20 protein-coding genes are annotated in these 26,234 nt (G+C 65.8%); 5 read left to right on the top strand and 15 right to left on the bottom strand.

Going from position 1 to position 26,234, the window contains the following annotated elements:
- Positions 1 to 137: 137 nt before the first annotated feature.
- Positions 138 to 1,040, top strand: coding sequence for a LysR family transcriptional regulator (locus ABEH27_RS03700; RefSeq protein ID WP_346612259.1), 903 nt, complete (start codon positions 138 to 140; stop codon positions 1,038 to 1,040).
- 387 nt (positions 1,041 to 1,427) lie between these two features.
- On the opposite strand, the gene ABEH27_RS03695 is transcribed toward ABEH27_RS03700, so the two are convergent.
- Entirely contained in the window at positions 1,428 to 2,306 is an 879-nt protein-coding gene (locus tag ABEH27_RS03695) for a DMT family transporter (RefSeq protein WP_346612258.1), read from the bottom strand.
- 230 nt (positions 2,307 to 2,536) lie between these two features.
- Here ABEH27_RS03695 and ABEH27_RS03690 point away from each other — a divergent pair, with 230 nt between their 5' ends.
- The gene (locus ABEH27_RS03690) at positions 2,537 to 3,361 is read left to right on the top strand and encodes an aldo/keto reductase (RefSeq protein ID WP_346612257.1); all 825 of its coding nucleotides are present in this window, start codon (positions 2,537 to 2,539) and stop codon (positions 3,359 to 3,361) included.
- Positions 3,362 to 3,458: 97 nt separating this feature from the next.
- Here ABEH27_RS03690 and ABEH27_RS03685 read toward each other — a convergent pair whose 3' ends face one another.
- From ABEH27_RS03685 to ABEH27_RS03670, 4 genes are all read right to left on the bottom strand, one after another.
- Positions 3,459 to 5,558 carry an EAL domain-containing protein gene (locus ABEH27_RS03685; RefSeq protein ID WP_346612256.1) on the bottom strand — a complete coding sequence of 700 codons (2,100 nt, stop codon included), beginning with the start codon at positions 5,556 to 5,558 and terminating at the stop codon, positions 3,459 to 3,461.
- Positions 5,559 to 5,696: 138 nt separating this feature from the next.
- Positions 5,697 to 6,191 carry a GNAT family N-acetyltransferase gene (locus ABEH27_RS03680; RefSeq protein ID WP_346612255.1) on the bottom strand — a complete coding sequence of 165 codons (495 nt, stop codon included), beginning with the start codon at positions 6,189 to 6,191 and terminating at the stop codon, positions 5,697 to 5,699.
- A gap of 106 nt (positions 6,192 to 6,297) precedes the next feature.
- Positions 6,298 to 6,705 (bottom strand): RidA family protein, encoded by a 408-nt coding sequence (locus ABEH27_RS03675; RefSeq protein ID WP_346612254.1) that lies wholly within the window; start codon positions 6,703 to 6,705, stop codon positions 6,298 to 6,300.
- Between the two features lie 178 nt (positions 6,706 to 6,883).
- Complete coding sequence (locus ABEH27_RS03670) at positions 6,884 to 7,096, bottom strand: PLDc N-terminal domain-containing protein (RefSeq protein WP_346612253.1); 213 nt, start codon at positions 7,094 to 7,096, stop codon at positions 6,884 to 6,886.
- Positions 7,097 to 7,303: 207 nt separating this feature from the next.
- Between ABEH27_RS03670 and ABEH27_RS03665 the strand changes: the two genes are divergently transcribed.
- On the top strand, positions 7,304 to 8,311 hold the full coding sequence (locus tag ABEH27_RS03665; RefSeq protein ID WP_346612252.1) for a GlxA family transcriptional regulator: 1,008 nt from the start codon (positions 7,304 to 7,306) through the stop codon (positions 8,309 to 8,311).
- Between the two features lie 7 nt (positions 8,312 to 8,318).
- Here the strand turns inward: ABEH27_RS03665 and ABEH27_RS03660 are convergent, their stop codons facing one another.
- From ABEH27_RS03660 to ABEH27_RS03620, 9 genes are all read right to left on the bottom strand, one after another.
- Entirely contained in the window at positions 8,319 to 8,990 is a 672-nt protein-coding gene (locus ABEH27_RS03660; protein WP_346612251.1) for a TetR/AcrR family transcriptional regulator, read from the bottom strand.
- A 135-nt stretch (positions 8,991 to 9,125) separates the two neighbouring features.
- Positions 9,126 to 10,772 (bottom strand): ABC transporter ATP-binding protein, encoded by a 1,647-nt coding sequence (locus ABEH27_RS03655; protein WP_346612250.1) that lies wholly within the window; start codon positions 10,770 to 10,772, stop codon positions 9,126 to 9,128.
- Positions 10,769 to 11,623 carry an ABC transporter permease gene (locus ABEH27_RS03650; protein ID WP_346612249.1) on the bottom strand — a complete coding sequence of 285 codons (855 nt, stop codon included), beginning with the start codon at positions 11,621 to 11,623 and terminating at the stop codon, positions 10,769 to 10,771. Before ABEH27_RS03650 ends, ABEH27_RS03655 begins: the two co-directional genes overlap by 4 nt.
- A gap of 81 nt (positions 11,624 to 11,704) precedes the next feature.
- Positions 11,705 to 12,760 carry an NADP(H)-dependent aldo-keto reductase gene (locus ABEH27_RS03645; protein ID WP_346612248.1) on the bottom strand — a complete coding sequence of 352 codons (1,056 nt, stop codon included), beginning with the start codon at positions 12,758 to 12,760 and terminating at the stop codon, positions 11,705 to 11,707.
- Between the two features lie 94 nt (positions 12,761 to 12,854).
- The gene (locus ABEH27_RS03640; protein WP_346612247.1) at positions 12,855 to 14,210 is read right to left on the bottom strand and encodes an LLM class flavin-dependent oxidoreductase; all 1,356 of its coding nucleotides are present in this window, start codon (positions 14,208 to 14,210) and stop codon (positions 12,855 to 12,857) included.
- 14 nt (positions 14,211 to 14,224) lie between these two features.
- The gene (locus ABEH27_RS03635; RefSeq protein ID WP_346612246.1) at positions 14,225 to 15,469 is read right to left on the bottom strand and encodes an acyl-CoA dehydrogenase family protein; all 1,245 of its coding nucleotides are present in this window, start codon (positions 15,467 to 15,469) and stop codon (positions 14,225 to 14,227) included.
- A 21-nt stretch (positions 15,470 to 15,490) separates the two neighbouring features.
- The gene (locus tag ABEH27_RS03630; RefSeq protein ID WP_346612245.1) at positions 15,491 to 16,423 is read right to left on the bottom strand and encodes an ABC transporter permease; all 933 of its coding nucleotides are present in this window, start codon (positions 16,421 to 16,423) and stop codon (positions 15,491 to 15,493) included.
- Entirely contained in the window at positions 16,420 to 18,132 is a 1,713-nt protein-coding gene (locus tag ABEH27_RS03625) for an ABC transporter substrate-binding protein (RefSeq protein ID WP_346612244.1), read from the bottom strand. The genes ABEH27_RS03630 and ABEH27_RS03625 overlap by 4 nt, the downstream gene beginning before the upstream one ends.
- A complete protein-coding gene (locus tag ABEH27_RS03620) occupies positions 18,132 to 20,234 on the bottom strand; it encodes a TonB-dependent receptor (RefSeq protein WP_346612243.1) in 2,103 nt (700 codons plus the stop codon). Before ABEH27_RS03620 ends, ABEH27_RS03625 begins: the two co-directional genes overlap by 1 nt.
- Before the next feature lie 433 nt (positions 20,235 to 20,667).
- Between ABEH27_RS03620 and ABEH27_RS03615 the strand changes: the two genes are divergently transcribed.
- Positions 20,668 to 22,779, top strand: a complete 2,112-nt coding sequence (locus tag ABEH27_RS03615) for a TonB-dependent receptor (protein ID WP_346612242.1) — start codon at positions 20,668 to 20,670, stop codon at positions 22,777 to 22,779.
- A 72-nt stretch (positions 22,780 to 22,851) separates the two neighbouring features.
- The gene (locus ABEH27_RS03610) at positions 22,852 to 23,475 is read left to right on the top strand and encodes a glutathione S-transferase (protein WP_346612241.1); all 624 of its coding nucleotides are present in this window, start codon (positions 22,852 to 22,854) and stop codon (positions 23,473 to 23,475) included.
- A gap of 346 nt (positions 23,476 to 23,821) precedes the next feature.
- Here the strand turns inward: ABEH27_RS03610 and ABEH27_RS03605 are convergent, their stop codons facing one another.
- The gene (locus ABEH27_RS03605) at positions 23,822 to 26,218 is read right to left on the bottom strand and encodes a TonB-dependent receptor (protein ID WP_346612240.1); all 2,397 of its coding nucleotides are present in this window, start codon (positions 26,216 to 26,218) and stop codon (positions 23,822 to 23,824) included.
- Positions 26,219 to 26,234: the final 16 nt, after the last annotated feature.

Below are 26,234 nucleotides of genomic sequence, written 5' to 3'. Positions count from 1 at the left end.
CTATTGGCGGCTGATAGATTGGCTCTTGTGGCAGCGGGCTTGCCCTGCGCTCAGGCCGGCACATCTGTACAAGGCACGAGCGCCTGCGCCGTGCTTCAATACAACGCCAAGCCATCACCCTCCGTGAGCCAAGCCCCATGAACCGCAATGACCTGCGCCGCGTCGACATGAACCTGCTGGTGCTTTTCGAAGCCCTGATGATCGAACGCAACCTCACCCGCGTCGGCGAAAAGCTGTTCATCACCCAGTCCACCGTCAGCGCCGCCCTCGCCCGCCTGCGCGAGCTGTTCGACGACCCGCTGCTGATCCGCAGCGGGCGCACCATGGAGCCCACCCCTCGGGCGATGCAGATTTTCGCCGAGCTGGGCCCGGCGATGGACGTGATCTCGTCGGCCATCAGCCGCGCCCGGGAGTTCGACCCGGCCAACAGCTGCAACGTGTTCCGCCTGGGGCTGTCCGACGATGCCGAGTTCGGGCTGTTCCCCGCCTTGCTGCAAGCCCTGCGCGAAGAGGCCCCGGAGATCAGCGTGGTGGTACGCCGGGCGAACTTCTTGCTGATGCCGAGCTTGCTGGCCAGCGGCGAGATCTCGGTCGGCGTCAGCTACACCACCGACCTGCCGGCCACCGCCAAACGCCGCAAATTGCGCGACATCGGCGTGCGCGTGCTGCGCGCTGACGACCGCCCAGGCCCGCTGACCCTGGACGAATACTGCGCCAGGCCGCATGTGATGGTGTCGTTCTCCGGTGACATGAGCGGCAACATCGACCTCGACCTGGCGCGTATCGGCCGTTGCCGCAAGGTGGTGCTGGCGGTGCCGCAGTTCGGCAGCCTGCGCGCCTTGCTGCGCAACACCGAGATGATCGCCACTGTACCGGACTATGCCGCCTGCGCCCTGGCCGACGATGGCAGCCTGCGCGCCGACCCGGCGCCGTTCGAGATCACCGAAGCGGAGTTGTCGATGGTCTGGAGCGGCGCCCAGGATAATGACCCAGCCGAGCGTTGGTTGCGGGAGCGGATCATGCAGTTTATGGCGAGGTAGGGTTTTGAGAGGCGTTGGTTTTCTGGGGCAATGAGGTGGGGCGGGCCGCCAAGCGCATGCCTGGAGATTTATTGCGGTAATGAGATCGAGCGCCGCCCGCGCGGCGCTTCGCGGGGCAAGCCCGCTCCCACATTTGTTGCAACGTGCCATGGCCTGATAGGCCATAGTTGTCAGCCTTGTTGGCCCGCCGAGATATTTCGGGTGGCGCTGCCGGAGCCCCGCCTGTCTTCAGCCATGCACCAAGGCGAACAACCATGGCCTGACTGGAACGGCGCGTTGCAACAAATGTGGGAGCGGGCTTGCCCCGCGAAGCGCCGCGCGGGCGGCGCTCGATCTCAAGGGCGCTGAAGATCTCAAGGCAAGCGCCCCTATCGCCCCCCAAGATCCTCACTTCCTCCGCTGCATCCAAGCCGCCCCCAACCCACTCAAACAGATGATAGCGATCCCCACCAGGCTCGCGCTGTCGGGCACCTGCCCGTAGATCAACAGCCCCAGCAACCCCGCAAACACGATCTGGCAGTAACTGAACGGCGCCAGCAGCGCAGGCGCGGCGTGGCGGAAGGCCTGGGTCAGCAGCAGGTGCGCACTCATGCCAAAACCGCCCAGCGCCAGCATCAGCAGCGCATGGTCCCAGCGCGGTACTTCCCAGAAAAACGGCACCAGCGCACTCATCACCAGGGTGTTGCACAGCCCGGCGTAAAAGTTGCTGGTGGTCGGGCTGTCATAGGCGGCGAGGATGCGCGTCAGCAACTGATAGAAGCAGAACCCCAGCGCCGAACCGAACGGGTACAGAATCGCCGGCGTGAACATCGCGCCGCCCGGGTGCACTACCACCAGCACGCCGATGAAGCCCAGCACCACCGCCACCCATTGCCCGGCCGTGACCCGCTCCTTGAGCAGCGGCGCCGACAACGCGGTGACCAGTACCGGGGCCAGGAAGTTGACCGAAGTCGCCTCGGCCAGCGGCAGGTACTGCAAGCCGGTTGTGAACAGCAGGCTGGTGCTGAGCAGGCTCAGCGCACGCAAGGTCTGCAGCACCGGGCGCCGGGTGCGCAGCACGTTGAGGCCCGACTTGGGCAGGAAGATCCCGGCCATCAGCAAGGTGTGCACCACATAACGCGCCCATACCACCATGATGATCGGGTACAGCCCGCCGAGGAATTTGGACAAGGCATCGTGGCTGGCGAACAGGAACGTCGCCACCACCACCAGGACGATGCCGCGCAAGGGGTGGTTGACTCCGGACAGCGGTGTGCTGGAACTCATGGCGTTCTCGATGGCGGCGCGGCGGCATGCTGCGCCAGGTGAAGGCAGGTGTGACCAGCAGAGATTCTAGAAGAGATACGACGACTTGAGGAAGGCCAATTGCCGCGTCCATTCGGGGCATTGCATTTTCCGTTCGCTGATCGACCACTTTCTGCGCCCCGCGCATAGCCCCTGCCAGGCGAAACGCGCACCATCGGCCATGGACCCTCGAACCCGAACAAGGAGTTTTCATGCATAGGCTCACCACCCGCAACGGCCTCGACCTGCCCAGCATCGGCCTGGGCACCTGGCCGATGACCGGCGCCGAGTGCACACGTGCAGTCCACCAGGCGCTGGAGCTGGGTTACCGGCACATCGACACCGCCACCGCCTACAACAACGAAGCCGCCGTCGGCCAAGCCCTGCGCGACAGCAGCGTGCCACGCGATCAGATCCACCTGACCACCAAGGTGTGGTGGGACCGCCTGGCCCCTGATGCCATGCGCCAGTCACTGGAAGACAGCCTGCGAGCGCTGGGCACCGAGCAGGTCGACCTGTTCCACATCCATTGGCCCGGCAAGGACTGGGACCTGGCCCGCAGCATCGAGACCCTGGTGGCACTGCGTGACGAGGGTAAGGTGCGCAGCATCGGCGTGGCCAACTTCCCGCTCGGCCTGCTGCGCCAGGTGATCGAGCAGCTGGGTGCGCCGTTGTCGGCGATCCAGGTCGAATACCACGTGCTGCTTGGCCAGCAACCGCTGCTCGATTACGCCCGCCAGCACGACCTGCTGCTCACCGCCTACACGCCGCTGGCCCGCGGGCAAGCGGCGCAACAGCCGGTGATCCAGGAAATTGCCCGCAAGCACGGTGTGTTGCCGAGCCAGGTGGCGCTGAAGTGGCTGCTGGACCAGGATGGCGTCGCGGTGATCCCCAAGGCCAGCAGCCGCGAGAACCAACTGAGCAACCTGGCGGCGCTGGACGTGCGCCTGGATGACCAAGACCGTGCGCTGATTGCCGGCTTGCCGAAGGATCAGCGGGTGGTAAACCCGGACTTCGCCCCGGACTGGAACAGCTGATACTCGCCAGCGCCGCCAAGCCGGCTGCCACAACGGCCGCACGCTGCCGTACCTGTGGGAGCCGGCTTGCCGGCGATGGGCTGCACTGCAGCCCGCTTCAACCCACCGCAGCAGCCACCTGCTTCAACCGCTCGTCCGCCGGCACCGGCCGGCCATACAGATACCCCTGGAAGTGTGAGCACCCCTCCGCCCTCAGGCGCAGCATCTGCTCCTCCGACTCCACCCCTTCGGCGGTGGTCTTGATCATCAGGCTGTTGGACAGCTCGGTGATTGCACGGATGATCGACATCGCTTCACGGCTATCGCACATGTCATGCACGAACGATTTGTCGATCTTGATCCGGTCGAACGGGAACGAGCGCAGGTAGCCCAGCGAGGAATAGCCGGTGCCGAAATCGTCCAGCGAAATCGACACCCCCAGGTCTTTCAGCGCTCGCAAGGTGCGCACGTTCTCTTCACTGTTCCCCAGCAGTACCGATTCGGTGATTTCCAGCTCCAGGCGCCGGGCCGGCAGGCCGGAGTCGGCCAAGGCCAGCGACACGGTGTGCACCAGGTTGGCGTTCTTGAACTGCACCGGCGACAGGTTGACCGACACCGTCTGCTCACTGTCCCAGGTGGCCGCTTCCTGGCACGCCAGGTTCAGCGCGCGGATGCCCAGTTCGTGAATCAGCCCGGTCTCTTCGGCAATGGGGATGAAGTCCATCGGCATGACCATGCCGCGGGTCGGGTGCTGCCAACGCAGCAGCGCCTCGTAACCGGTCACGCTGCTGGTCAGCTGGTCCACCACCGGCTGGTAATGCAGGTGCAGCTGGCCCAGATGCAGCGCGGTGCGCAGGTCGGTTTCCACCAGGCGGCGCTGACGGGCGGCGACATCCAGCTCGACATGGAAGCACTCATAACGGTTACGCCCGTTGCGCTTGGCCTCATACAGCGCCATGTCGGCATAACCGAGCAGCTGTTCGGCCTGTTCATTGTCATCCGGGGCCAGCGCGATACCGATGCTTACGCCCACCGTGAACTGGTGGCCCTCGATCTGGAACGGCGGGCTGATCGCATCGATCAGGCGCTGTGCGGTACTGCAAGCTGCCTCACGGCTGTCCAGCCGGGTCAGGACCACGGCGAACTCATCACCGCCCAGCCGCGCCAGGGTGTCGTGCTCACGCAGCTCGCGGCGCAGCCGCTTGCCCAGGGCGCGCAGCAGCTTGTCGCCGAAGGCGTGGCCGAGGGAGTCGTTGATGTTCTTGAAGTTGTCCAGGTCCAGGCACAACGCAGCGGTCAGTTTTTCGTCCTCGTGGCCACGCACCAGCGCTTGCTTGAGGCGCTCGTTGAACAGCGTGCGGTTGGGCAGGCCGGTCAGTGCGTCGTGGTGCGCCATGTGGTGGATCTGGGCATGGGCCGCCAGCTCCTCGGTGGCGTCTTCGGCCACGAACAGCACGTAGTCGGCCTGGCCCTTGCGGTGCTGGCTGAGCAACGCGCGGCTGCGCAGGGTGCGCGGGCCGCAGGCGGTGTCCACCCGGGTTTCGGCGGCGTAGCCTTTGGCGTTGCGCGCACCCCGGCTGAGCTGCTGCTCCAGGTAGTCGGCGGCAGCCGGTGCCAGGCAGGCGCCGGGCAGCTGGCCGATCATGCTGCTGCCGCCCCCGCCGAACAGGCGCTCGGCCTGCTGGTTGGCCAACAGAATGCGCTGGGTTTCCAGGTCCTGAACGATGACGCTGGCCGGGATATTGGCGATCACCGAGTCCAGAAACTGCGACAGTTTGGCCATTTCCTGGCTGTACTGCTCCGCCAGCTCCTTGGCCTGCAGCAGCTCGAGCTCCTGCTGGCGGCGCTCGGAGATGTCGCGGGTGACCTTGGCGAAGCCGACCAGGTTGCCACTGTCGTCGCGCACGGCATCGATCACCACATGGGCGTGGAAGGCAGAGCCGTCCTTGCGCAGGCGCAAGCCGACCTCCTCGAAGCGGCCGGTGTTGCGTGCCTGCTCAAGGTTCTGCTGCGGCAGCCCGGCGGCGCGCTCGGTCTCGCTGTAGAACAGCGAATAATGCTTGCCGACGATTTCATCGGCGAGGTAACCCTTGGCCCGCTGGGCGCCGGGGTTCCAGTTGGCGACGATACCGTCGGGGGTGAGCAGGTAGATGGCATAGTCCACCACGCTCTGGATCAACAGCCGGTACATGATGTCGGGGCTTGCGACTAGCGACATGAAATTTCCCTGAACCTGCGACGCGCACGAAAAGGAACCCCAGGCCAGAGCGGCTGGGTCTTGATTTGACGTGCTGGCATTATGCCGTGCGAGTGAATTTTGTGAAGTGGCTCACAAAATTTTGCTTCAAGGGGCCACTCAATGCAGTGAGGAAGTGACCTTGTAGTTGAGCAGGTCCGGGTCATCGTCCAGCACCAGCTGCTGCACCCGCCGCGGCAGGTTGGCCACGACGGCCTTGCAGAAGGCCACGGCTACCGGGTCCAGCGCATAGCAACGCAACAGCCAGTCGCCCGGGCCCGTGAGCATCTGCTGCGCCACGGCCCGGCCGATACCCTGGCGACGGTAACGCTTGAGGATGAACAGGTCGGCCAGTTCACTGGCGTCGATGCCTGGCAGCTCGCTGCGCTCGACCAGCACGAAGCCTGCGATGAAACCGTCCACCAGCACCAGGTTGGCGCTCCAGCCTTCGCACGCCCAGTAACGCTGCAGGTGCTCTTCATGGACATAGAAGCGCCCGTCCACCTCGACGTCTTCCTGTTCCCAGTCGGAAGACTCGTAGGCATAGAACTGATACAGGTTGCGGATCAGTTCGGCCTGGTCGGCGGTGGTCGGGAGCAGTTCGATGGGCAGCATGGTTGGGCTCGGGCAAAGGGGTCATTCTAAGGGTTCTGTATTGAAGGTACCGGGCTCTTCGCAGGCAAGCCCGCGAGAGGCCGGTACTGCCACCCACAATTATGGCTCACACCACCGCTGCAACCGCCTCAATCTCGACCAACATGCCCTCCAGTGCCAAGCGCGGCACCGGGATCAGCGTACAGGTGGGCTTCATATGCTCCCCCCAGGCACGATCAGCCTCGGCCACCCACTCGCGCAGGCGTTCCTCGCTGTGGTCGACGATCAACAACGTCAGCTTGCACACCTGGTCAAGCCTGGCCCCACTGGCGGCAAGGGCAGCCTGGACGTTGGCCAACGCCTGACGCGCCTGCTCGGCGAAGCGCGGCGACAATCGGCCCGCGGCATCTTCACCCCCTTGCCCGGCAACGAACAGCAGCCGGCTACCGGCGCGCACCTCGGCAACATGGGAATAGGCATTGGCACTGGGGTCGTAAAGACCTTGCGGGTTGAACAGCTTGAAGGCAGGGGGCATTGGGCGCTCCATCGTGTGATTGAGCGCCCGAGTCTGCAACCTCGAGTCAAGTCGAGGTCAAGGGCAGTCGTAGGCTTTTTCCCGGCATACGCGGCTGCGCATCAACACCGCGTTTGTTTGCCCCTTGCGCATTACCACTTTCGACGGCATCAGGCGCCTCGCCCCTGATGCCCCCCTGTCATTTCTCTTGCAATACCGACCTGCCCTTCACCGCGCGCGGCCCGCGCCACATCCAGAACAGCAAGCCAGGGATTGGTGCATAGACGACGAAGACGATCCACAGCATCTTGCGCTCGGCGCGTCGCTCGCTGCCGATGATGTGCCAGATGGCGAAAATCTCCAGCAGGATGACCAAGGCCGCGACAATGATCCACATCGTTCCGATTTCCATAAGCACTCTCCCGTTGGCATGTACTGGGTTGGGTAGCTCGCAGCGGTAAGGGTTCAATTCGGATTGAAGCACTGCGCCTGCGTATCCGCCACTGCACCGCCCACTTGCCTCGATACGACCTTCACTACGACACGCGCCCCCCTGGCGATTGTCTTTCCACCGGCCACCCGCCACACTCTCCCGGCCAGCCAGGAAGCGGAGTCCAGAGTGCCCAGCCCACGTCAGTTCAGCAAGAAGACCAGCACCAGCAACATGCTGCGCCTCAAGAGCGCCGCCGGCAGCCCGCAGGCGCCCTACCGGGTCGACTTCGTGCTGCTCGAGCACTTCTCGATGGCCAGCTTCACCGTGGCCCTGGACGTGCTGGTCACCGCCAACCTGCTGCGCGCCGACAGTTTCCAGTTCACCCCGTTGTCGCTGGACGGCGACCGGGTGCTGAGCGACCTGGGCCTGGAGCTGGTGGCCACCGAGCTTACTGCTGGCGACCTCAAGGGCCTTGACCTGTTGATCGTCTGCGGCGGCCTGCGCACACCGCTCAAGTACCCGGAACTCGACCGCATGCTGGGTGACTGCGCCGCCCACGGCATGGCCCTGGGTGGGCTATGGAATGGCGCGTGGTTCCTCGGCCGCGCGGGGGCACTGGATGACTACGGCTGCAGCATCCACCCCGAGCAGCGCGCCAGCCTGTCCGAGCGCAGCCCGCAAACCCGCATCACCCCGGCCAGCTTCACCCTCGACCGCGACCGCCTCAGTGCCGCCAGCCCCAACGGCGCCATGGAGCTGATGCTAGGCCTGGTCCGCCGCCTGTACGGTGACGGCCTGGCCGAAGGTGTCGAAGAAATCCTGTCGTTCTCCGGCGCACGTTACCGCCAGGTCGGGCCCGGGGCGAAGAAGTCGATGAGCCTGCACCTGCGCACCATCGTCGAGCTGATGGAAAACAACCTCGAAGAAACCCTCAGCCTCGACCAGCTGGCCGCCTACAGCGGCCGTTCACGCCGGCAGATCGACCGCCTGTTCCAGGCTCAGTTGGGCACCTCGCCGCGGCGCTACTACATGGAGCTGCGCATCACCAAGAGCCGCCGCCTGCTGCAATACTCCGACCTGTCGGTGATGGAAGTGGCGGTGGCCTGCGGCTTCGTGTCGGTGTCGCACTTCAGCAAGTGCTACGCGGCCTACTTCGGCTACCCGCCGTCGCGCGAGCAACGGCTGGGCGAGTGAACGGCGGTCAGGCCTGGATGTAGCGTAGCACCGCTTCGCAAATCATCGCCTTGTGGCGCAGCTTGACCTGCTCGTCGAGCAGATCGATCTGGAAGATATCGCCAAAGGTGTGGCGGTTCGATACCCGATAGAAGCAGAACGCGCTCATCAGCATGTGCAAGTCGATGACCTCGATGCCAGGGCGGAACACGCCCTCCGCCACACCGCGCTCCAGCGTGCGGCCCAAGGCTTGCAGCACCAGGCTGCTCATCTCGCGGATGGCCGGGGTTTTCTTGACGTACTCGCCGTAGTGGATGTTCTCGGTGCAGACCATGCGCACGAAGTCGACATTGCGGTCGTGGTGGTCGAAGGTGAACTCGGTCAGGCGCTGGATCGCCTGCACGGCCGGCAGCGACTCAAGGTCCAGGCGGTGCTCGGTCTTGCGGATGTCACCGTACAGCTTGACCAGGCACTCGACGTACAGCTGCTCCTTGCTGCCGAAGTAGTAGTAGATCATGCGCTTGGAGGTGGCCGTGCGCTCGGCAATGGCGTCCACCCGCGCGCCGGCCAGGCCTTGCTGGACGAACTCGTTGATGGCCACCTGGAGGATGTCCTCGCGGGTTTTCTCGGGGTTGTTCTTGCGCGATTTGCGTGTCCCTTCGGTCTCGGGCTGGTCGAGGGGGGCTACGGGGTGGCTCATGAGTGCTCACGGGGTATTTATTGGATTTGGGTGGGATTATCCGTGAGTGGGGGGTTGGGGGGAAGCGCGCTGTTGGTCGAAGGGTCAGGATTACTGGCTCGCCGCTGTACTTGAAAACAACGGCGGCCAGGCAGATCACACTGCAATCCGGCTGACCCAGCTGGGCCGCGCGGCCGGCAGGCCGGGCACGGCATCGAGCAGGGCGCGAGTGTAGGCATGACGCGGCTGCCCCAGCACCTGCGCCGCAGCGCCCTGCTCCACCACCTTGCCGCCCTGCATCACCAACACCTGATCGCTGACCTGCTCGACCACACCCAAATCATGCGAGATGAACACGCACGCCAGATTCAGCTCGGCCTTGAGCTCGGCCAGCAACGCCAGGATCCGCGCCTGCACCGACACATCCAGCGCCGACACCGGCTCATCCAGCACCAGCACCCTCGGTTTCATCGCCAGTGCCCGAGCGATGGCGATGCGCTGGCGTTGCCCGCCAGACAGCTCCAGCGGGCGGCGGTCAAGCACACTCGCCGGCAGTTGCACCCGCTCCAGCAGCGCCGCCGCCTCGGTACGCCGCAGCCCACGCGGCACACCGGCCTGGGCCAGCGCCTCGGACAACACCCGCAGCACGGTGTAACGCGGGTCGAACGAGGCCAGTGGGTCCTGGAACACCACCTGGATGCCTTGGCGGGCCTGGCGCTGTTGCTCGGCAGAAAGCGCCAGCCAGTCCTGCCCGGCAAACTGCACACTGCCCTGCTCCGGGCGCTCCAGGCCGAGCAGGATGCGGCCCAGGGTGCTCTTGCCGGAGCCGGATTCACCCACCACACCCAAGGTCTGCCCGGCACGCAATTGCAGTGACACGTCGTCCAGCACCTGGCGGGGCCGGCCATCCGGGCCAACGAAGGCTTTGCTCAAGCCACGGGCTTGCAGCAGCGCTGGTTGCGGATTCACGTCTTCCTCCACCAGCGCCAGTGCAGCCGTCGCAGGGCGCTGGAAATGCACCGCCCGCGCCGCGCTCAGCAGGCGCTGGGTATAAGGGTCCTGGGGGTCCTGCAGAATCTGTTCGACGCTGCCCTGCTCGACCACTTCGCCATGGCGCATCACCGCGACCCAGTCGGCCAGGCGTGCAACCACCGCCAGGTCATGGCTGACCATCAGCAAGCTGTTGTCACGGGCACGCAGCTGCTCCAGCAGGTCGAGGATCTGCGCCTGCACCGTGGCGTCGAGCGCGGTGGTCGGCTCGTCGGCAATCAGCAGCCGTGGCTGGCAGGCGATGGCCGAGGCAATCAGCGCACGCTGGCGCAAGCCGCCCGACAGTTGCCACGGGTACTGCCGTGCCCGCACCTGCGGCTCTGGCACACCCACTTGCCGCAACAGCTCCAGCACGTGCAGGCGGCGCTGCTCGGCGCCTAGCCGGGTGTGCAGGTACAGCGGCTCCTCGATCTCGGCGCCCACGCGGCATAGGGGGTCGAGCGAGCCCAGCGCGTCCTGCATGACAAAACCGATGCGCCCGCCACGCAGGCGCTGCCACGCGGCCTCGTCAAGCCCGCGCAGGTCTTGCCCGGCAAAGGCCAACCGTTGCGCCTGCACGTCAGCCCCCGGGCCGGTCAGGCCAACCAAGGTGCGCGCGGTCACGCTCTTGCCCGAGCCGGATTCGCCCACCAGCGCCAGGCACTGCCCGGCGTGCAGCTGCAGGTTGACGCCGCGCACCACCGGTACGCCCTTGAAGCCCACCCGTAGGTCGCGAATATCCACCAGCGGTGGCTGTGTGTCGACGTTGTTCATACGCTTCTACCCTCACTGCGCCGCAGCCAGTCACGGCCGATGACGCTGATGGAAATGACAGTCAAGGTGATCGCCAGCGCCGGCCAGGCCATCAGCCAGGGCGCGTTGGCCATGAAGTTGCGGGCCACGGCCATCATCGCGCCCCACTCGGCTGCCGGTGGTGGTGCGCCAAAACCGAGAAAGCTCAGGGCGGCGGCGGCGGTGATCGCGCCACCAAGGCCGATACAGGCGAGGATCAGCACGGGCTGCACGGCGTTGGGCAGCACGTGGGTCAGTACCACCGCCACAGGCCTGCGGCCCAGGGCCACTGCCGCCTCGACGAAACCGGCATGGCGGATGGTCAGGGTTTGCGCACGCACCAGCCGGGCATAGCGCGGCACCGAAGCGACCCCCACGGCGAGGATCAGGTTGGTGGTGCCCTGGCCGAACAGGGTGATGATCACCAGCGCCAGTAGCAGGTCGGGGAACGCCAGCAGCACGTCCACGGCGCGCATCAGCAGGTTGTCCAGCCAGTGCGGGCTAAGCCCCGCCAGCAGGCCGAGCAATGTGCCCAGGCCCAGGCCGACCAGGGTGGCGGCCAGGCCGATGAACAGTGATGGCCGGGCGCCGTGGACAAGGCGGCTGAGCAGGTCCCGGCCGTTTTCGTCGGTGCCTAGCCAGAAGGTGCTGCTGGGCGGTTGATACGCCAGCCGCGCGTCGGCGGCCAGCGGGTCGGCTGGGGAGAGCCAGCTGGGCAGCGCCACAGCCAGCAGCAACAGGCCGAGCATGGCCCAGGCCAGCCACAGGCCGGGGCGGGATGGCCAGATGGAGCGGCTGATCGAGGCTGGAGGGGTGAGTGCAATTGCGGTCATGTCAGTCCTTTTTTGTGGTGCCTGGGCCGGCCGCTTCGCGGGGCAAGCCCGCGAACAAGGGCGAAGCCCTTGCCATTCACCTCACGGCGAAGGGTTGGGGATGCGCCGGTGCACGGCCTGGATCTCGGCCAGCACGTCGTCACTGAGCTGCACGTCCAGCGCACTGAGGTTTTCCTGCAACTGCGCCAAGGTGGTTTGCCCGGTTATAGCGCTGGCCACGAACGGCTGGCAGATGACGAAGGCCAGGGCCAGCTGCGCCGGCGTCAGGCCGTGCGCGCGGGCTATCTGCACATAGCTGGCGATGGCGCTGTTGGCCTCCTCGCTGCCGTAGCGGTTGAAGGTGCGGTACACCGACGACAGCCGTGAGCCTTCTGGCCGTGCGCCGTTCAGGTATTTGCCGGTGAGCGCGCCGAAGGCCAGCGGCGAGTAGGCCAGCAGGCTGATGCCCTCGCGGTGGCTGAACTCCGACAGGCCGTTCTCGTACTGGCGGTTGAGCAGGCTGTAGGGGTTCTGGATGCTGGCAATGCGCGCAAGGTGCTGGTCCTCGCTGTGGCGCAGGAAACGCGCCACGCCCCATGGCGTTTCGTTGGACACGCCAATGTGGCGCACCTTGCCGGCTTTGACCTGCTCGTCGAGCACGGCGAGGGTTTCTTCGATGGCAGCGGTTTGCGGGTGGTCATCGGCATAGGGGTATTCGCGGATGCCGAAGAAGTTGCTGCTGCGGTCGGGCCAATGCAGTTGGTAGAGGTCCAGGTAATCGGTCTGCAAGCGGCGCAGGCTGCCCTCCAGCGCGGCGACGATGTTCTTGCGGTCGTGGTGCGACAGGCCATCGCGGATGTGCGCCTGGGCCCCTGGGTCGCGGGCGGGGCCGGCGATCTTGCTGGCCAGCAGCACCTGGTCGCGCTGGCCCCGGGCGGCCAGCCAGGTGCCGATGTAACGCTCGGTGGTGGTCCAGGTTTCAGCGCGGGTGGGGGTGGGGTACATCTCGGCAGTGTCGATGAAATTGATACCGGCAGCGATGGCGGCGTCCAGTTGCTGGTGGGCGTCCTGTTCAGTGTTCTGGTGGCCCCAGGTCATGGTGCCGAGGCTGAGCAGGCTGACTTGCAGGTCGGTGTGGCCTAGTGGGCGATAGAGCATGGTGTGAATCCTTGGGTGATGGGGTGAAGGGTGGGCCGGTGGTGATCTCTGTGGGAGCGGGCTTGCCCCGCGAATGGGGTGCGCAGCGCCCCCCTTAAACAGCCGGCGCTGTCTCGCGCCTGGCCTCGGCAAACTGGTTCACCGCCTTGGGCAACCCCAGGTGCTCGCGCAACGTCGTGCCGCTGTACTCGGTGCGGAACAGCCCGCGTTTTTGCAGCAACGGCACCACCTCCTCGACAAACACCCGGGCGCCCGAGGGGAACATGTCGGGCATGATGTTGAAGCCATCGCCCGCGCCCGCCAGGAACCACTCGGCAAGGGTGTCGGCGACCTGCTCCGGGGTGCCCACCGCCAACCGGTGGCCAACCAGAATCCGCCGCGACAGCTGGCGAATGGTCAGGTTCTCGCTGCGCGCGAGGTTCAGTTGGGCCTCCAGGAACCCGTGCGAACCGCGCTCGAAATCCGCCACCGCGCCAATCTTCGCCCAGGGCAGCGGCGCGTCCGGGTCCAGCTGGCTGGCATCGATGCCGATGCGCCCGGCCACTTGCTGCAGCAGGCCATGCTCGCCATGCCAGGCGTTGAGCTCGTCGAACCGCGCATGCGCTTCGGCTTCGGTACTGCCGATCACCGTCGACAGCCCTGGCATGATCTTCAGGTGCTGCGGGTTACGCCCCCAGGCCTTGGCCCGGGCTTTCATTTCCTGATAAAAGGCCAGCCCGTCGGCCAGGGTGGTCTGGGTGGTGAAGATCGCATCGGCGTAGCGCGAACCCAGCGCCTTGCCGCCTTCGGACGAGCCTGCCTGCACCACCACTGGCCGGCCTTGCGGCGAGCGCGGCAGGTTCAGCGGGCCCTTGACCTGAAAGTGCTTGCCCTGAAAGTCCAGGGTGTGGACCTTGCGCGGGTCGGCAAAGCGCCCGCCGGCGCGGTCACCAATCACCGCGTCATCCTCCCAGCTGTCCCACAGCTTCAGCGTCACATCGACAAACTCTTCGGCACGGCCATAGCGGTCCACATGCAACGGCGCACCCGCCAGGCCGAAGTTCTGCGCCGCCGCGTCACCGGCATTGGTGACCACGTTCCAGGCCGCGCGGCCACCGCTGATGTGGTCCAGCGAGGCGATGCGCCGGGCCAGGTTGAACGGCTCGTTGTAGGTGCTTGAACAGGTGGCGATTACACCGATGCGATCGGTGGCGGCGGCCACTGCGGTCAGCAGCACGGTCGGTTCCAGGCGCCCGCCGGGCTGGCTGGAAACATCCGGCGGCAGTGCCGGGCCATCGGCGAGGAAGATCGCATCCAGGCAGCCACGCTCGGACAAACGGGCAATGTCGCGGTAGTAGTTGACGTCGATGTAGGCGTCGATCGCCGCCTCGCCCTGGCGCCAGGCGCCGGCGTGCGAGCCGAAGCCGAGGATGTTCATGCCCAGGCTCATCTGTGCGGGTTTGTTGCTCATGGTGGTTCTCCTGTTCAGACCGCGCTGGCTTCGTCGCCGCTGCCCTGCCCTTCGCTGGCGGCGGCCTGGCGGGCACGCCAGGCCTGGGCCGGGCTGATGCCGTTGAGGTAGTAGTTGCCCAAGGCCTGCTCGCGGTAGATGGCCGGGTTGTGCGAGGCCAGGGTGCGGGCGTTGCGCCAGTGGCGGTCGAGGCGCCGGGCATTGCTGGTGGCCGAAGCGCCGCCGACTTCAAACAGCAAGGTGCTGGCCTGCAGCACCTGCGGCAGCACGATTTGCTGGGCCTGGAAGGTGTGGATCTCGGCATCGGTGTACAGCTGCTCCGGCACCTCGCCCGCCTGCCCGGCTTCGAACACGGCCTGCAGGCTCTGGCCCACCGCCGTTACCTGCGCTTCGGCGGCGAAGGCCAGGCTTGCCAGGCGCCCGATCACCGCTTGCACCAGTGGGTCTTCGGCCGGCTGCGACTGGCCCGGCACGCCGAAGGCACGGGTGCGGCCCTGAACGAAGGCCACGGCATCGGCCAACACGGCGCGGCCGATGCCGGCCAGGGTGGCCAGGTGCACAGCCTGGTAGAACGCCGTGAGGTAGGATTCGGCGCGCAGTTCGCCCTTGGCGAAGCGCCGCAGCAGGTGCTGCGGTTGCACCGCCACCTGGGTAAAGCGCGTGGTGCCGCTGCCGGTCAGGCGCTGGCCGAAACCGTCCCAGTCATCGGCCCGCTCCACCCCCGCAGCACGGGTGGGCACCGCCAGGCTGACGAAATCATCGCCATGGTTGGCCACCGCTGCCACCCAGTCGGCGTACAGGGTGCCGGTGCAGTAGTACTTCTCGCCGTCCAGGCGATAGCCGTCGTCAGCGTCGCTGAGCTGCACGGTGTTGCCGGTGCTGTCGGTGCGTTCGGCCATGGCCGCGCCCCACAGCTCACCGGCTGCCACGCGGGCAAACCAGTAGTCCTGCGAGGCGGCATCGTTGGACGCCAGGCGCCCTTCGACGAAGCCGAAGTGGGCACGGAAGATCTGCGGCAGGTTGGAATCGGCCTGGCCCAGGCGCACCAGCTGGCGCAGCAACTGCGCCAGGCTAACACCGAGGCCACCGTGGCTGCGCGGCACACGCAAGGCCCCCAGGCCCGCCTCGCGTAACCAGGCGACGGGCTCGAAGGCCAGGGTGCGCTGCTGTTCACGTTCCACAGCGCCCCCGGCGATGCGGGCATACACAGGCGCGAAGCGTGCATCCAGTTCGGCGTCGGTAAGGGGTGTTTGACTCATGAAGGTTCCTTTCTGTTGAATTCAGCGGCGCGCAGTGCGCGGGTCGATGGCCTGGGTCAGCAGGTCCACCAGCAGGTTCACCAGCACGTAGATGGCCGCCGCCAGCAGGGTCACGCCCAGTACCAGGGGCACGTCCTTGTTGCCGGTGGCTTCGAGCATCAGCCGGCCGATGCCCTGGCGGCCGAACAGCAGTTCGAGCACCACCGCGCCGCCCAGCAGGCTGGCGAACACGTAGCCGGCCAGGGTTACCAGCGGTACCAGTGCGTGGCGCAGGGCATGGCGCAGGCGTACGGCGGTGTCGGACATGCCGCGCGCCCGGGCCTGGGTGATGAAGGGTTGCTCCAGCACCTGCTCCAGCGACTGGCGCAGCACCTGGGCCAGCACTGCGGCAATCGGCAACGCCAGGGCCAGGGTCGGCAGCACCAGCGAGCGCCAACCGCTGGAACCTGAGGGCGGCAGCACATGGAAGTAGAAGGCGAAGGCCAGCAGCAGCAAGGTGCCGATGACGAAGTTAGGGGTCGACGACAGCACCAGTTCCACACCCGACACCAACGCGCGCAGGCGCCGGCCGCGGTTGGCGGTGAGCAGCGCCGACACCAGCGCCAACAGCACCGCCAGCAGCGCCGCGGTGCTGGCCAGGGCCAAGGTGGCACCCACCTGCTCGCCGATGGCCTGGCTGACCGGGATGCGCAAGCGGTACGACTCGCCCAGGTCGCCCTGCGCCAGCCGCGCCAGGTAGTGGCCGTATTGCACCCACAGCGGTTCATCGAGGCCGTAATCGGCACGCACCTGGGCGAGCATCGCTGGTGTGGGCATGGCGTCCGGCCCGCCGAGGATGGCCAGCGCGGTATCGCCGGCACTCTGCTGCACGGCGATGAAGGTCAGAGTGGCGGCAGCCCACAGCACGATCACGCCGTCACGCAGGCGGCGCAGCAAGGTTGGCAGCAGTTTCATGGTTGCTCCTTGGCCAGCCACACGCCGGTGAACAGGGGAACGTTGTGCGAACCGTCGAACAGCACACCGCCGACGGCCTTGCGGTAGGCCAGCAGCATCTGCGCCTCCACCGAGGGCACCGACGGCATGGTCTGGGCAAGGCGTTGCTGGGCCTCGCGGTACAGCTGCTGGCGGCGCGCCGGGTCGGTACTGCCGCGGGCCTCGCCCAGCAGCTGGTCAACCTGCGCATCGCGGAAATGGCCAACGTTCTGCCCAAGCATGCGGGCGCTCGGGATCGACTGGCTGTGGTAGAGGATGTACAGCCCATCGGCGGTGTTGGTGTGCCAGTAGCCACCGCCGAGCGCATCGAAGTCGCCGGCATAGCGCAGCTCGGAAACCCGGGTGATGGGCAGCAACTGGATATCCAGGTCGAAACCGACCTTGCGCAGGTCGGCCTGGGTGGCGACGGCGACGTTGGCGGGGAATGCCGGGTTGTCGTAGGTCAGCAGGGTCGCGGCCAGGCGCTGGCCGTTGCGGCTACGAAAGCCTTGGTCATCTCGGCCGGTCCAGCCGGCAGCATCGAGCAGGCGGTTGGCCGCTGCCGGGTCGAACGCCAGTGCCGCCTGGGCCGTCGGGTCGTAGCCGGGTGTGTTGACGGCCAGGAAGCCGTCGTTGGCCAGGTATTCGCCAAAACCGGAAATCCACGCCAGGCCCTGGCGGTCGATGGCCTTGGCCACGGCCTGACGCACGCGCACGTCATCGAACGGCGCGCGCTCGACATTGAAGGTGATGCTGCGAAACGGGATGCCCTTGCGGATGCGGCTGCGCAACACCAGGTCGGGGTTGGCGCGGATTGCCTCGGCATTTTGCGCCGGTGCATCCAGGGCCATGTCGCTGTCGCCGGCCTCCAGCGAGGTGTAGCGGATCATGGCTTCGGGCACGTAGCTCAGCTCTATGCGGTCAAGGTAGGCCTCGCCCTGGTGGTGCGTGGCGGGCGGCGCCCAGTTGTAGCCACGGCGGCGCTCGAAGGTGGCGCCCTGCACACGCACCCAACGGGTGAGCACGAACGGGCCGCTGCCGATGGGTTTGCTGGCGATGGTCGCGGGCGCCTCGAGGATTTGCCGCGGCGAAATCATCCCCAGCCAGCCTTGCGACAGCACATCGAGGAACGGCGCATAAGGCTCGCGCAAAGTGGCCTCGAAGGTGAACTCATCGACCACGCGGCCCTTCAGGTACGGCGCGATATAGGCGGCGGCCAGCGGCGACTTGGTCTTCGGGTCGCGCATGTGTTCCAGGTTGACCCGTACCGCTTCGGCATTGAAGCGCTCGCCGTCGCTGAAGGTGACGTCGTCGCGCAGGTGAAAGGTGTAGGTCAGGCCATCGGCGCTGATGTCCCAGCTTTTTGCCAGCCACGGCGTCAGGGTGCCGTCTTCGGTCTGGTAGACCAGGCAGTCGAACAATACCCGGCCCATCCAGGCAATGTTGCCGTGCGACAGCGCATGTATGTCGAAGCTGCCAGCGTCGCCTGCGGCAGACACGCGCAAGGTGCCGCCGCGCCGGCCCGGCTGCTGTTCGACAAAATCACCCGGCGCGTAGCGCAGTACCCCGCCCACGTCGCGCACCGTTTCACCCTTGAGGGTGCTGGCGGTGTCCGCTGGCGTCGGCGGCGAGCAGGCGGCCAGCAACAGCGCGCCGGCCAATGGGATGAGGTGCTGCAGCGGCGCGCGCATCAGAATCGGAACGCCACGCCGGTGGTCACCGAAAAGGCGTCCCCCGGGTAGAAGTTGGCCGAGTCACCGCCATTGGCGTTGTAGGCGGTGTTGGCCGCGCTGGCGTAGCGCTCGTCGGTGAGGTTGCGCAGGTCGGCGAACACCTCCCACCGCTTGCTCGGCGCCTGGTAACCGACCTTGGCGCCCCACAACACGTATGACGGTGCCTGCCAGGTGTTGGCGTAGTCGATGTAGTAGCTGCTGGCGGTGCGCAGGTTGAGCGAGGCGTAGAAGCCGCTGGCCTGGCGGTAGGCCAGCTCGGCTTGGTACACCTGGCGCGGCAGACTGGGCAGTTCGTTGCCGCCGAAGGTGTCGTCGTGGCGGTAGTGGAAGTCGTTGAGCGTGTAGGCCTGGCGCAGGTCCAGGGTATCGCCGTTGGCGCCAGCCCAGAGCAAGGCGCTGAGCCCGGCTTCGATGCCTTGGTGAATGGTCGGGCTGGCGTTGGAGGTGGCGGTGAGCTGGTCCTGGGTGGCGGAGGCCTGGCGCACCACCACGGTGAGCAGCTCCTTTTGCACCCACGAGCGGTACAGCGTCAGGCTGCCGTCGAAGATACCGTGGCTGCCACGCACACCCACCTCGAACGTGGTCGCCTTCTGCGGCCGCACGTCGTACAGGAACGGGTTGCTGGTGGAGCCCAGCTGCCAGGTTACCGGCGGGTCGATGCTGCGGCTGACGTTGCTGAACACGGTGAAGTCGGGGTTGATCTGGTAGCGCAGGCCCAGGCGCGGGGCCAGGTCGTTCTCTACGTACTCGATACCGGTGGGGAGGTTGCTGGGGTTGGCCGTTGTGAGGGTGGTGCCTTCGATCTCGGCCTTGCGGCGGATATTGATGAACGACAACCCGGACGACAGCCACAGGTCGTCCGCCAGTTGCAGCTCGTTGGCAAAGGTCAGCACGGTGTCGCGCGACCCGGTGTAGTTGGTTTCCTGAATTTTCGCGCCCGTGGCGCGGCTATGGGCCTTTACGTCGGCGAGGTATGCGCGGGTGTTGCTGAAGATGATGCTGCTGTTGCTGGGCAGGCCGAGAAAGCGGTCACCGGTGCGCAGGTAGCGCAGGCTCAGGCTGATGTCCTTGGACCGCCAGTCTTGCGGCGCCACGGCGTAGCGCCAGCCGTTGAGCAGCGGGTAGTTGTTGTACGAAGCGCCCACTTCGAGCTGGTTGCCGTCATCGAAGGTGTAGGTGGTCTTGTTGCCGACGAAGGTGGTGCCGTCCTTGCGCCGGCCGGTGGGAGCGACGTTGCTGCGCGGGTCGTGCTTGAGCTGCTGGCGGGTCAGGGTGTTGCCATTGATCAACTGCTCTTCACGGTATTTGACGAACAACCGCGTCTGAAGCTTGGGGCTGAACACGTGGCCGAAGTTGGCGGCGAGGCCACGGCCCTCGTTGCTGGCATGGTCCTGGTAGCCGTCGCGTTCGTTGTGCAGCACGTTGATGTAGTAGTCGCTGTCGCCGACCACGCCCCCGGTGCTCAACTGCTGCTTGCGGTAGCCGTAGCTGCCCACCTCGAAGCGGGCGTAGTTGCCCGGGTCGGTGCGCCCGGTCTTGCTGACCATGTTGATCGCCCCGCCCAGCGACAACGCGGCGTATTCGTAGGCGTTGGCGCCGTAGAGCACTTCGGTGTGGTCCACCGCCTGCATGTCGAGGAAGTCTTCCTGGGTACCGCCGGGGCCGGTGATCGGCAGGCCGTCGAAGAGGAACTTGGTGCCCAGCACATAGCCTTGGTAGAAGGTGTTCAGGCCCGAGCCGCGGATGGAGATCTTGTTCGCTGCAGTACCGCTGGTGCCTTGGGCGAACACGCCCGGTTGCATCGCCAGTACGTCCTCGGCGTTGGCCGCACGGCCTTGTTCGACCTGGCGGTTGTCGACCACCGCCGTGTTGCCGGCAACCTTCTGCAGGCGCTTCTGGTCCTGCTGCGCGCCGGTGGCCGCTGCGCCGGTGACCGTCACGGTTTGCAGGGTAGACTCCGCCGCCTCGGCTACCACGGCTGGGCAGAGCAGCGTCAGCAACACCGGCAGGCTGGCGGCCGTGGCCAGCGAGTGACTGTAGGGTCGAACTTTCGCACGCACTGCACATACTCCCTTTATATATAAGGCTGATATTCGCGACGGTTGCGAAGATCGCCAAACTGCTTTGCAAAGGGTATTGCAGTAGTCGTGCCAGCCTTTTGCCGCCTATTTGCTGGGCTTTTCCAGGGTGGCAAGTTGTGATGCCACACAAACTGTTCATTGCCTGTTGCAGAGCGAACATCAGCCGTGACGCAGGCCCTCTGGGGCAAGGCTTTGATTTGGTAATTTGCATATAACAACAACTGTTCAGCCGCCAACATCCGCGCAACAAAAACTTGTTGTTTTGTTCACTGGGTTATTTGTAACAACCGACCAACCCCACAACTTCCGGCACTTTGCCATCTGGCACAAAAACTGCTCCTGCACTTGGTGACAGGCCTGACTATTCCCATAGAACGCCGAGGACCTACGATGACTTTCAAGGAATACGACGATGCGTGCGATTCAACCCCATCCACTGCGCCTGGCCATCCGCCAGGCCGCCCTGGCCACCGTGGCCACGGCCCTGCTGGCCCCGGTCACGGTACTGGCGGCTGACCAGGCCCTGGGCACGGTGACCGTGCAGGGCAACAAGCAGACCGAAGTGCAACAGGCCGCCAGCGCACTGGCCGAAGTGCCCGGCGGCACCAGCGTGGTCGACAGCGAAGAAGTCGCCAAGGGCCGCACCGCCACCCTGCAGGACACCCTTGCCTACCAGCCCGGTGTGTTCGTACAGTCCACCGGCGGCAACGATGCGGCGAAAATCTCGATCCGCGGCTCGGGTGCCAACACCTCGCCGGGTTACTTTCGCGAGGGCATCAAGTTCCTCTTCGACGGCCTGCCGCTGACCGGCCCGGGCGGTACGCCCTACGAGTTCCTCAACACCAGCGGTGTCAACTACACCGAGATACTGCGTGGCGCCAACGCCTTCCAGTACGGCGCGCTGACCCTGGGCGGCGCGGTGAACTTCGTCAACCACAGCGGCTACAGCGCCCCCGGCCTGCGCGTGCGCGCCGAGGCCGGCAGCTACCACTACCAGAAGCAAAGCATCAGCTACGGCGGTGTCGAAGGCGACCTGGACTACTACCTGCAAGCCGACAATTACCGCAACGAAGGCTACCGCGACTACAGCTTGTCGAAGAGCTCGGGCATCGTTGCCAACGCCGGTTACCGCTTCAGCCCGAAACTGGAAACCCGCCTGCTGCTGCGCTACCGCGACGAAAGCCACAACGACCCCAGCGCCACCACGCTCGATGGCGCCCTGCACCACAGCCGCCGTGCCAGCGCCACCGCCGAAAGCAGCGGTGCCGGTGCGCGCCGCCCGGGCAGTATCTGGCTGGGCAGCAAGACCACCTACACCTTCGACGATGACGCCCGCCTGACCGTCGGCCTGTCGTACCACGACTACCGCCACACCAACAGCCCGCGCAGCCCGAGCAACCCCAGCTACTGGGACTGGCACGACCTCGGCCTGCTGCTGGGCTACGACCGCGTCGATACCCTGTTCGGCCATGAAAGCCGCAGCAACATCGCCTTCACCTCCACCCAGCACCTGCGTGGCGGGGTGAACTCGGCCAACGACGACAAAGTGTCGCTGAAGAAAGTCGACTACAAGGACTCGTTCGACCGGGTGATCGCGCTGGGCAACGACCTCAACCTGGTCGACAACCTGTGGCTTACCAGCGGCGTGTCGTTCGTCAACGTGCGGCGCAAGGTCGACATCGACCACGCGGTCAACCCCAACACCACGGCCTTCCCGCAGCACGTGGACTACGACAACTGGAGCGTGGCCCCACGTATCGGCCTGCGCTACGAGTTCAGCCCCAACCTGCAGCTGTTCACCAACTTCAGCCGCAGCATCGACCCACCTGCCTCGTGGGAATACTCCGGCTCCGGCCCTGCCCTGCCGTACATCCGCCCGCTGGTCGAACAGAAGGCCAACACCTTCGAGGTGGGCATCAAGGGCTCGCATGGCATCTTCGACGGTAGCCTGGCGCTGTACCGCTCGTGGATCCACGACGAGCTGCTGAACGTGCAGATCATCCCCGCCACCTCCACCGCCGCCGCAGTCACTGGCGCGTTCAACGCCTCGCCGACCATCCACCAGGGCGTCGAGGCCGGCCTTAATACGCGCTTGTGGGAAAACGGCCAGGGCGACCTGGTGCGCTGGCGTCAGGTGTACACCTACAACGATTTCTACTACCGCCACGACGAGACCTTCGGCGACAACCAGCTACCGGGCGTGCCCAAGCATATCTACCAGGGCGAGCTGCAATACCAGGACCATAGTGGCTGGTACACCGGGGTGAATGTGCAGTCGGCGTCGCGCACCGCAGCGGACTACGCCAACAGCCTGTACGCCCCGTCCTACACCATCTGGGGGGCGAACCTGGGCTATGAAGCGCCCAAGGGTAACTGGAAGGTCTCGCTGGACCTGAAGAACCTCGCCAACAAGGCCTATGTGACGGCCATCACGCCGGTGTACAACGCAGGCGGGCAGGACACGGCGGCCTTCTGGCCGGGCGACGGGGTCGGGGCGTACGTGGGGGTGGAGGTGCGTTACTGACCGCTGTTTTTGCGCTTGACCGAGGAAGGGCCGTGGTTGACGATCGGCGCTTCCCGGTAAAGGACTGACAGCATGTTACGGATATTGGGCAGGGCGTCTTCCATCAACGTGCGCAAGGTCCTGTGGGCCTGCAGCGAATTCGATATCCCTTTTGAACGCGAAGACTGGGGCACGGGCTTTCAGGCGACCGACGCCCCGCAGTTCCTGGCGTTGAACCCCAACGCCATGGTCCCGGTGATTCAGGACGGCGACTTCACGCTGTGGGAATCCAACACCATCATCCGCTACCTGGCCACGCGTTACAGCGATGCGGCGGTGTACCCGACCGAGGCGAAAGCCAGGGCTCGCGTGGATCAGTGGATCGACTGGCAGGCCTCGGACCTGAACCGGTCATGGAGCTACGCGTTCATGTCGCTGGTACGGCATTCGCCTGCGCATCAGGACGCCCAGGCGCTCGCCGCAGGGTGCGCCGACTGGTCGCGGTACATGGGCATCCTCGACCAGCAGTTGGCCGCAACCGGCGCCTACGTCGCCGGGGACCGCTTCACCCTGGCGGACATCCCCATCGGGCTGTCGGTCAACCGCTGGTTCGAAACGCCCTTCGAGCACCCGCCGTTGCCGGCGGTCAGTGAATATTTCAAGCGCCTGACGGACCGGCCAGGGTTTGTGCTGCACGGACGCAATGGTACACCTTAGGGTTTGTCTGTAGGAGCTGGCTTGCCTGCGATCGGCTGCGTAGCAGTCGTAAAGCCGGTATCCGCGCTGTGCCAGACAAGGCGCGGATGCAGCATTTACGACTGCTTCGCAGCCGATCGCAGGCAAGCCAGCTCCTACAGGGATTGCGATCACTTTCAGACTTTGGTCAAAAGCCCAGGGTCGCCGACAGCAGCCAGGTCGGGGGGTTGTGCTGCACGGACGCGATGGTACGCCGTACGCTTTGCCCTGTAGGAGCTGGCTTGCCTGCGATCGGCTGCGCAGCAGTCGTAAAACCGGTATCTGCGCAGTGCCAGACAAGGCGCGGGTGATTGCGACCGCTTTCAGGTCAAAAGCCCAGGGTCGCCGACAGCAGCCAGGTCCGGGGCGTGGACAGCGTCAGCCCCGGCTCGCTGTCATCCGAGGCTCCGGCTGATGCCCAGTAGCGCTCATCCAGCACGTTCTCGACACTGGCACGCAGGGTGACCTGGGTGGCATCGACCTTGAAGGCATACCGCGCGCCGAGGTCGAAGCGCTCCCAGCCGTCAATCTGCTTGCTGTTGCCCTGGTCAAGGTACTGCGAGCTGGAGTGAATGCCGCGCGCGGTCAAGGTCAGCCCGGCCAGCCCGGGTACATCCCATTCGGCGCCAAGGTTGACGTTGTACTCAGGCGTCGCCGGTGCACGGTTGCCGTCAAAGGTGCCGCCCACGGTGTTGGTCAGCTCGCTGTCGATATACATCAGCCCACCCAGCAGGCGAACGCCTTTGAGGGGTTCGCCGAATACGCTGAGCTCGATGCCGCGGTTGTCGCGCTTGCCGTTGGGGCCGAACACCCGTGATTGGGCGTTGGTCTCGTAGGCGGGCTGGCGAATGCGAAAGGCGCTGGCGGTGAAGGCGACCCGGCCCAGGTCGTACTTGGCCCCGACCTCGACCTGGCGGCTGGTGAACGGCGGGAAGATCTGGTCTTCGTTGACCGAGGTCGACGGGGCGATCTTGCCCTGGCTCAGGCCCTCCATGTAGTTGGCGTACAGCGACAGCTGGTCGGTCACCTTGAGCAGCGCACCGCCCGAAGGCGAAACCTTCTCCTCGTCATAAGCGGTGTCACCTTTGACGCCGTCGCTCCAGTCATCTACCTGCACCCGCTGCCAGCGGGCTCCGAGTGTCAGCAATAGGCGGTCGTCGAAAAACCCAAGGGTGTCGGCCAGCGCCAGCCCGCTGAAGCGGTTTTCCGTATACACCTTGGGGTCGATGCGCGTGGGCGTGCCTGGCGTGGGTGTCGCGACCGGGTCGTAGAGGTTGCTGGGCGCGGAGGCATAGCGCGCGCCGCCGTTTTCGAAGTCCATGTAGAAGTAGCTGGCCGACAGGTTCAGCTCATGGCTGACCGGGCCGGTGCGGAACCAGTTGCGCAGCCCGGCCATGGCGGTGCGCACCGATTCATCGCGGGTGAAGTCACGCGGCTGCACGGTGAAGTCGCCGGCATCGTTGATGATCGATACGTTATGCCGCAGGAAATCATGGTTGCTCTTTCGCGCACCGACCGCACCATACGCCAGCAATGAATCGCTGATGTCGTACTCGGCATTCAGCGCACCGAAGGTGTCGTTGGTGCGCGACTGGCTCCAGGCCTGGGCGTAGTTGTGACGCACGTCGTCGGCGGTCGGGACCTTGGCATTGGCGCTGACCAGCACCCGTTCCTGCGGCGCATCGGTGTCGCGTTCGGTGTGGCCAAGGTCGGCCGAAAGGCGCAGGCGCTCACCGCGAAAGTCCAGGCCTAGCACGGCCATTTCGCGCTCGACGCGCTGGTGGTCCCACTCGGTATCGCCCGCCTGCTTCACCCCGTTGAAGCGCACGCCGAACCGGTCGCCTTCGCCAAAGCGCCGGCCAATATCCACCGCGCCGCCCGCCTGGCTGTTCGAGGCATAGCTGCCGGTGAACTCGGTGATGGCCATCTCGCCCGCGCGCTTGGGCACCACGTTGATGCCGCCGCCCACGCTGCCACGGGGCGAGATGCCATTGATCAGCTGGCTCGGGCCTTTGATGATGTCGACCCGGTCGGCCATTTCCATGTCGATGGAATACGTCGGCAGGATGCCGTACAGGCCGTTGTAGGCCACATCGCTGTTGAACAGGCTGAAGCCGCGAATGGTGAACTGCTCGAAACGCCCACCTGCCGGGTTGGTGGCGCGCACCGACGGGTCGCTGGCAATCAGGTCGCCCAGGGTGCGCGCCTGCTGGTTCTTCACCAGTTCGCTGGTGTAGGTGGTGATGCTGAACGGCGTGTCCATGAAGTCGCGCGAACCGAGCAGGCCTTGCGCGCCTCGGCGTGCCACCTGGCCGCCGGCATAGGGCTGAGCGTCGCCGCCAGCCACAGCTCCCCCCACGATGCTGGTGGGCGCGAGTTCCAGCGCATCGCCGCCCTGCGGTGCAGGTACCAGGGTGTAAGCGCCCTCGCCTACCTGCTGCAGTTGCAGGCCACTGCCCTGCAATAACTGCAGGAAGCCTTCGGCCACGCTGTAGCTGCCAGACAGCCCCTGACTCTGCCGGCCGTTGAGCAACGCCGGGTCCAGCGAGAGGCTAACACCTGCCTGGTCGGCAAAGCGGGTTAACGCGGCGCCCAGGCTGCCCGCGGGCACTTGGTAGGCGCGCCGGGCAAGGTCATCGGCCCAGGCGGGTGAGCTCAACAGCAGGCTCAGGGTGAACCCGAGGTGCATCCATGGGCGTGGGCGGCAAGGCAGTACTGCAGGCATCGAACGAGGCTCCCGT

It is taken from the genome of Pseudomonas sp. P39-UII1 (assembly GCF_039672635.1).
GTDB lineage: Bacteria > Pseudomonadota > Gammaproteobacteria > Pseudomonadales > Pseudomonadaceae > Aquipseudomonas.
The sequence above is the reverse complement of the archived record's forward strand: the minus strand, read 5'-3'. Positions and strand labels throughout refer to the sequence as shown.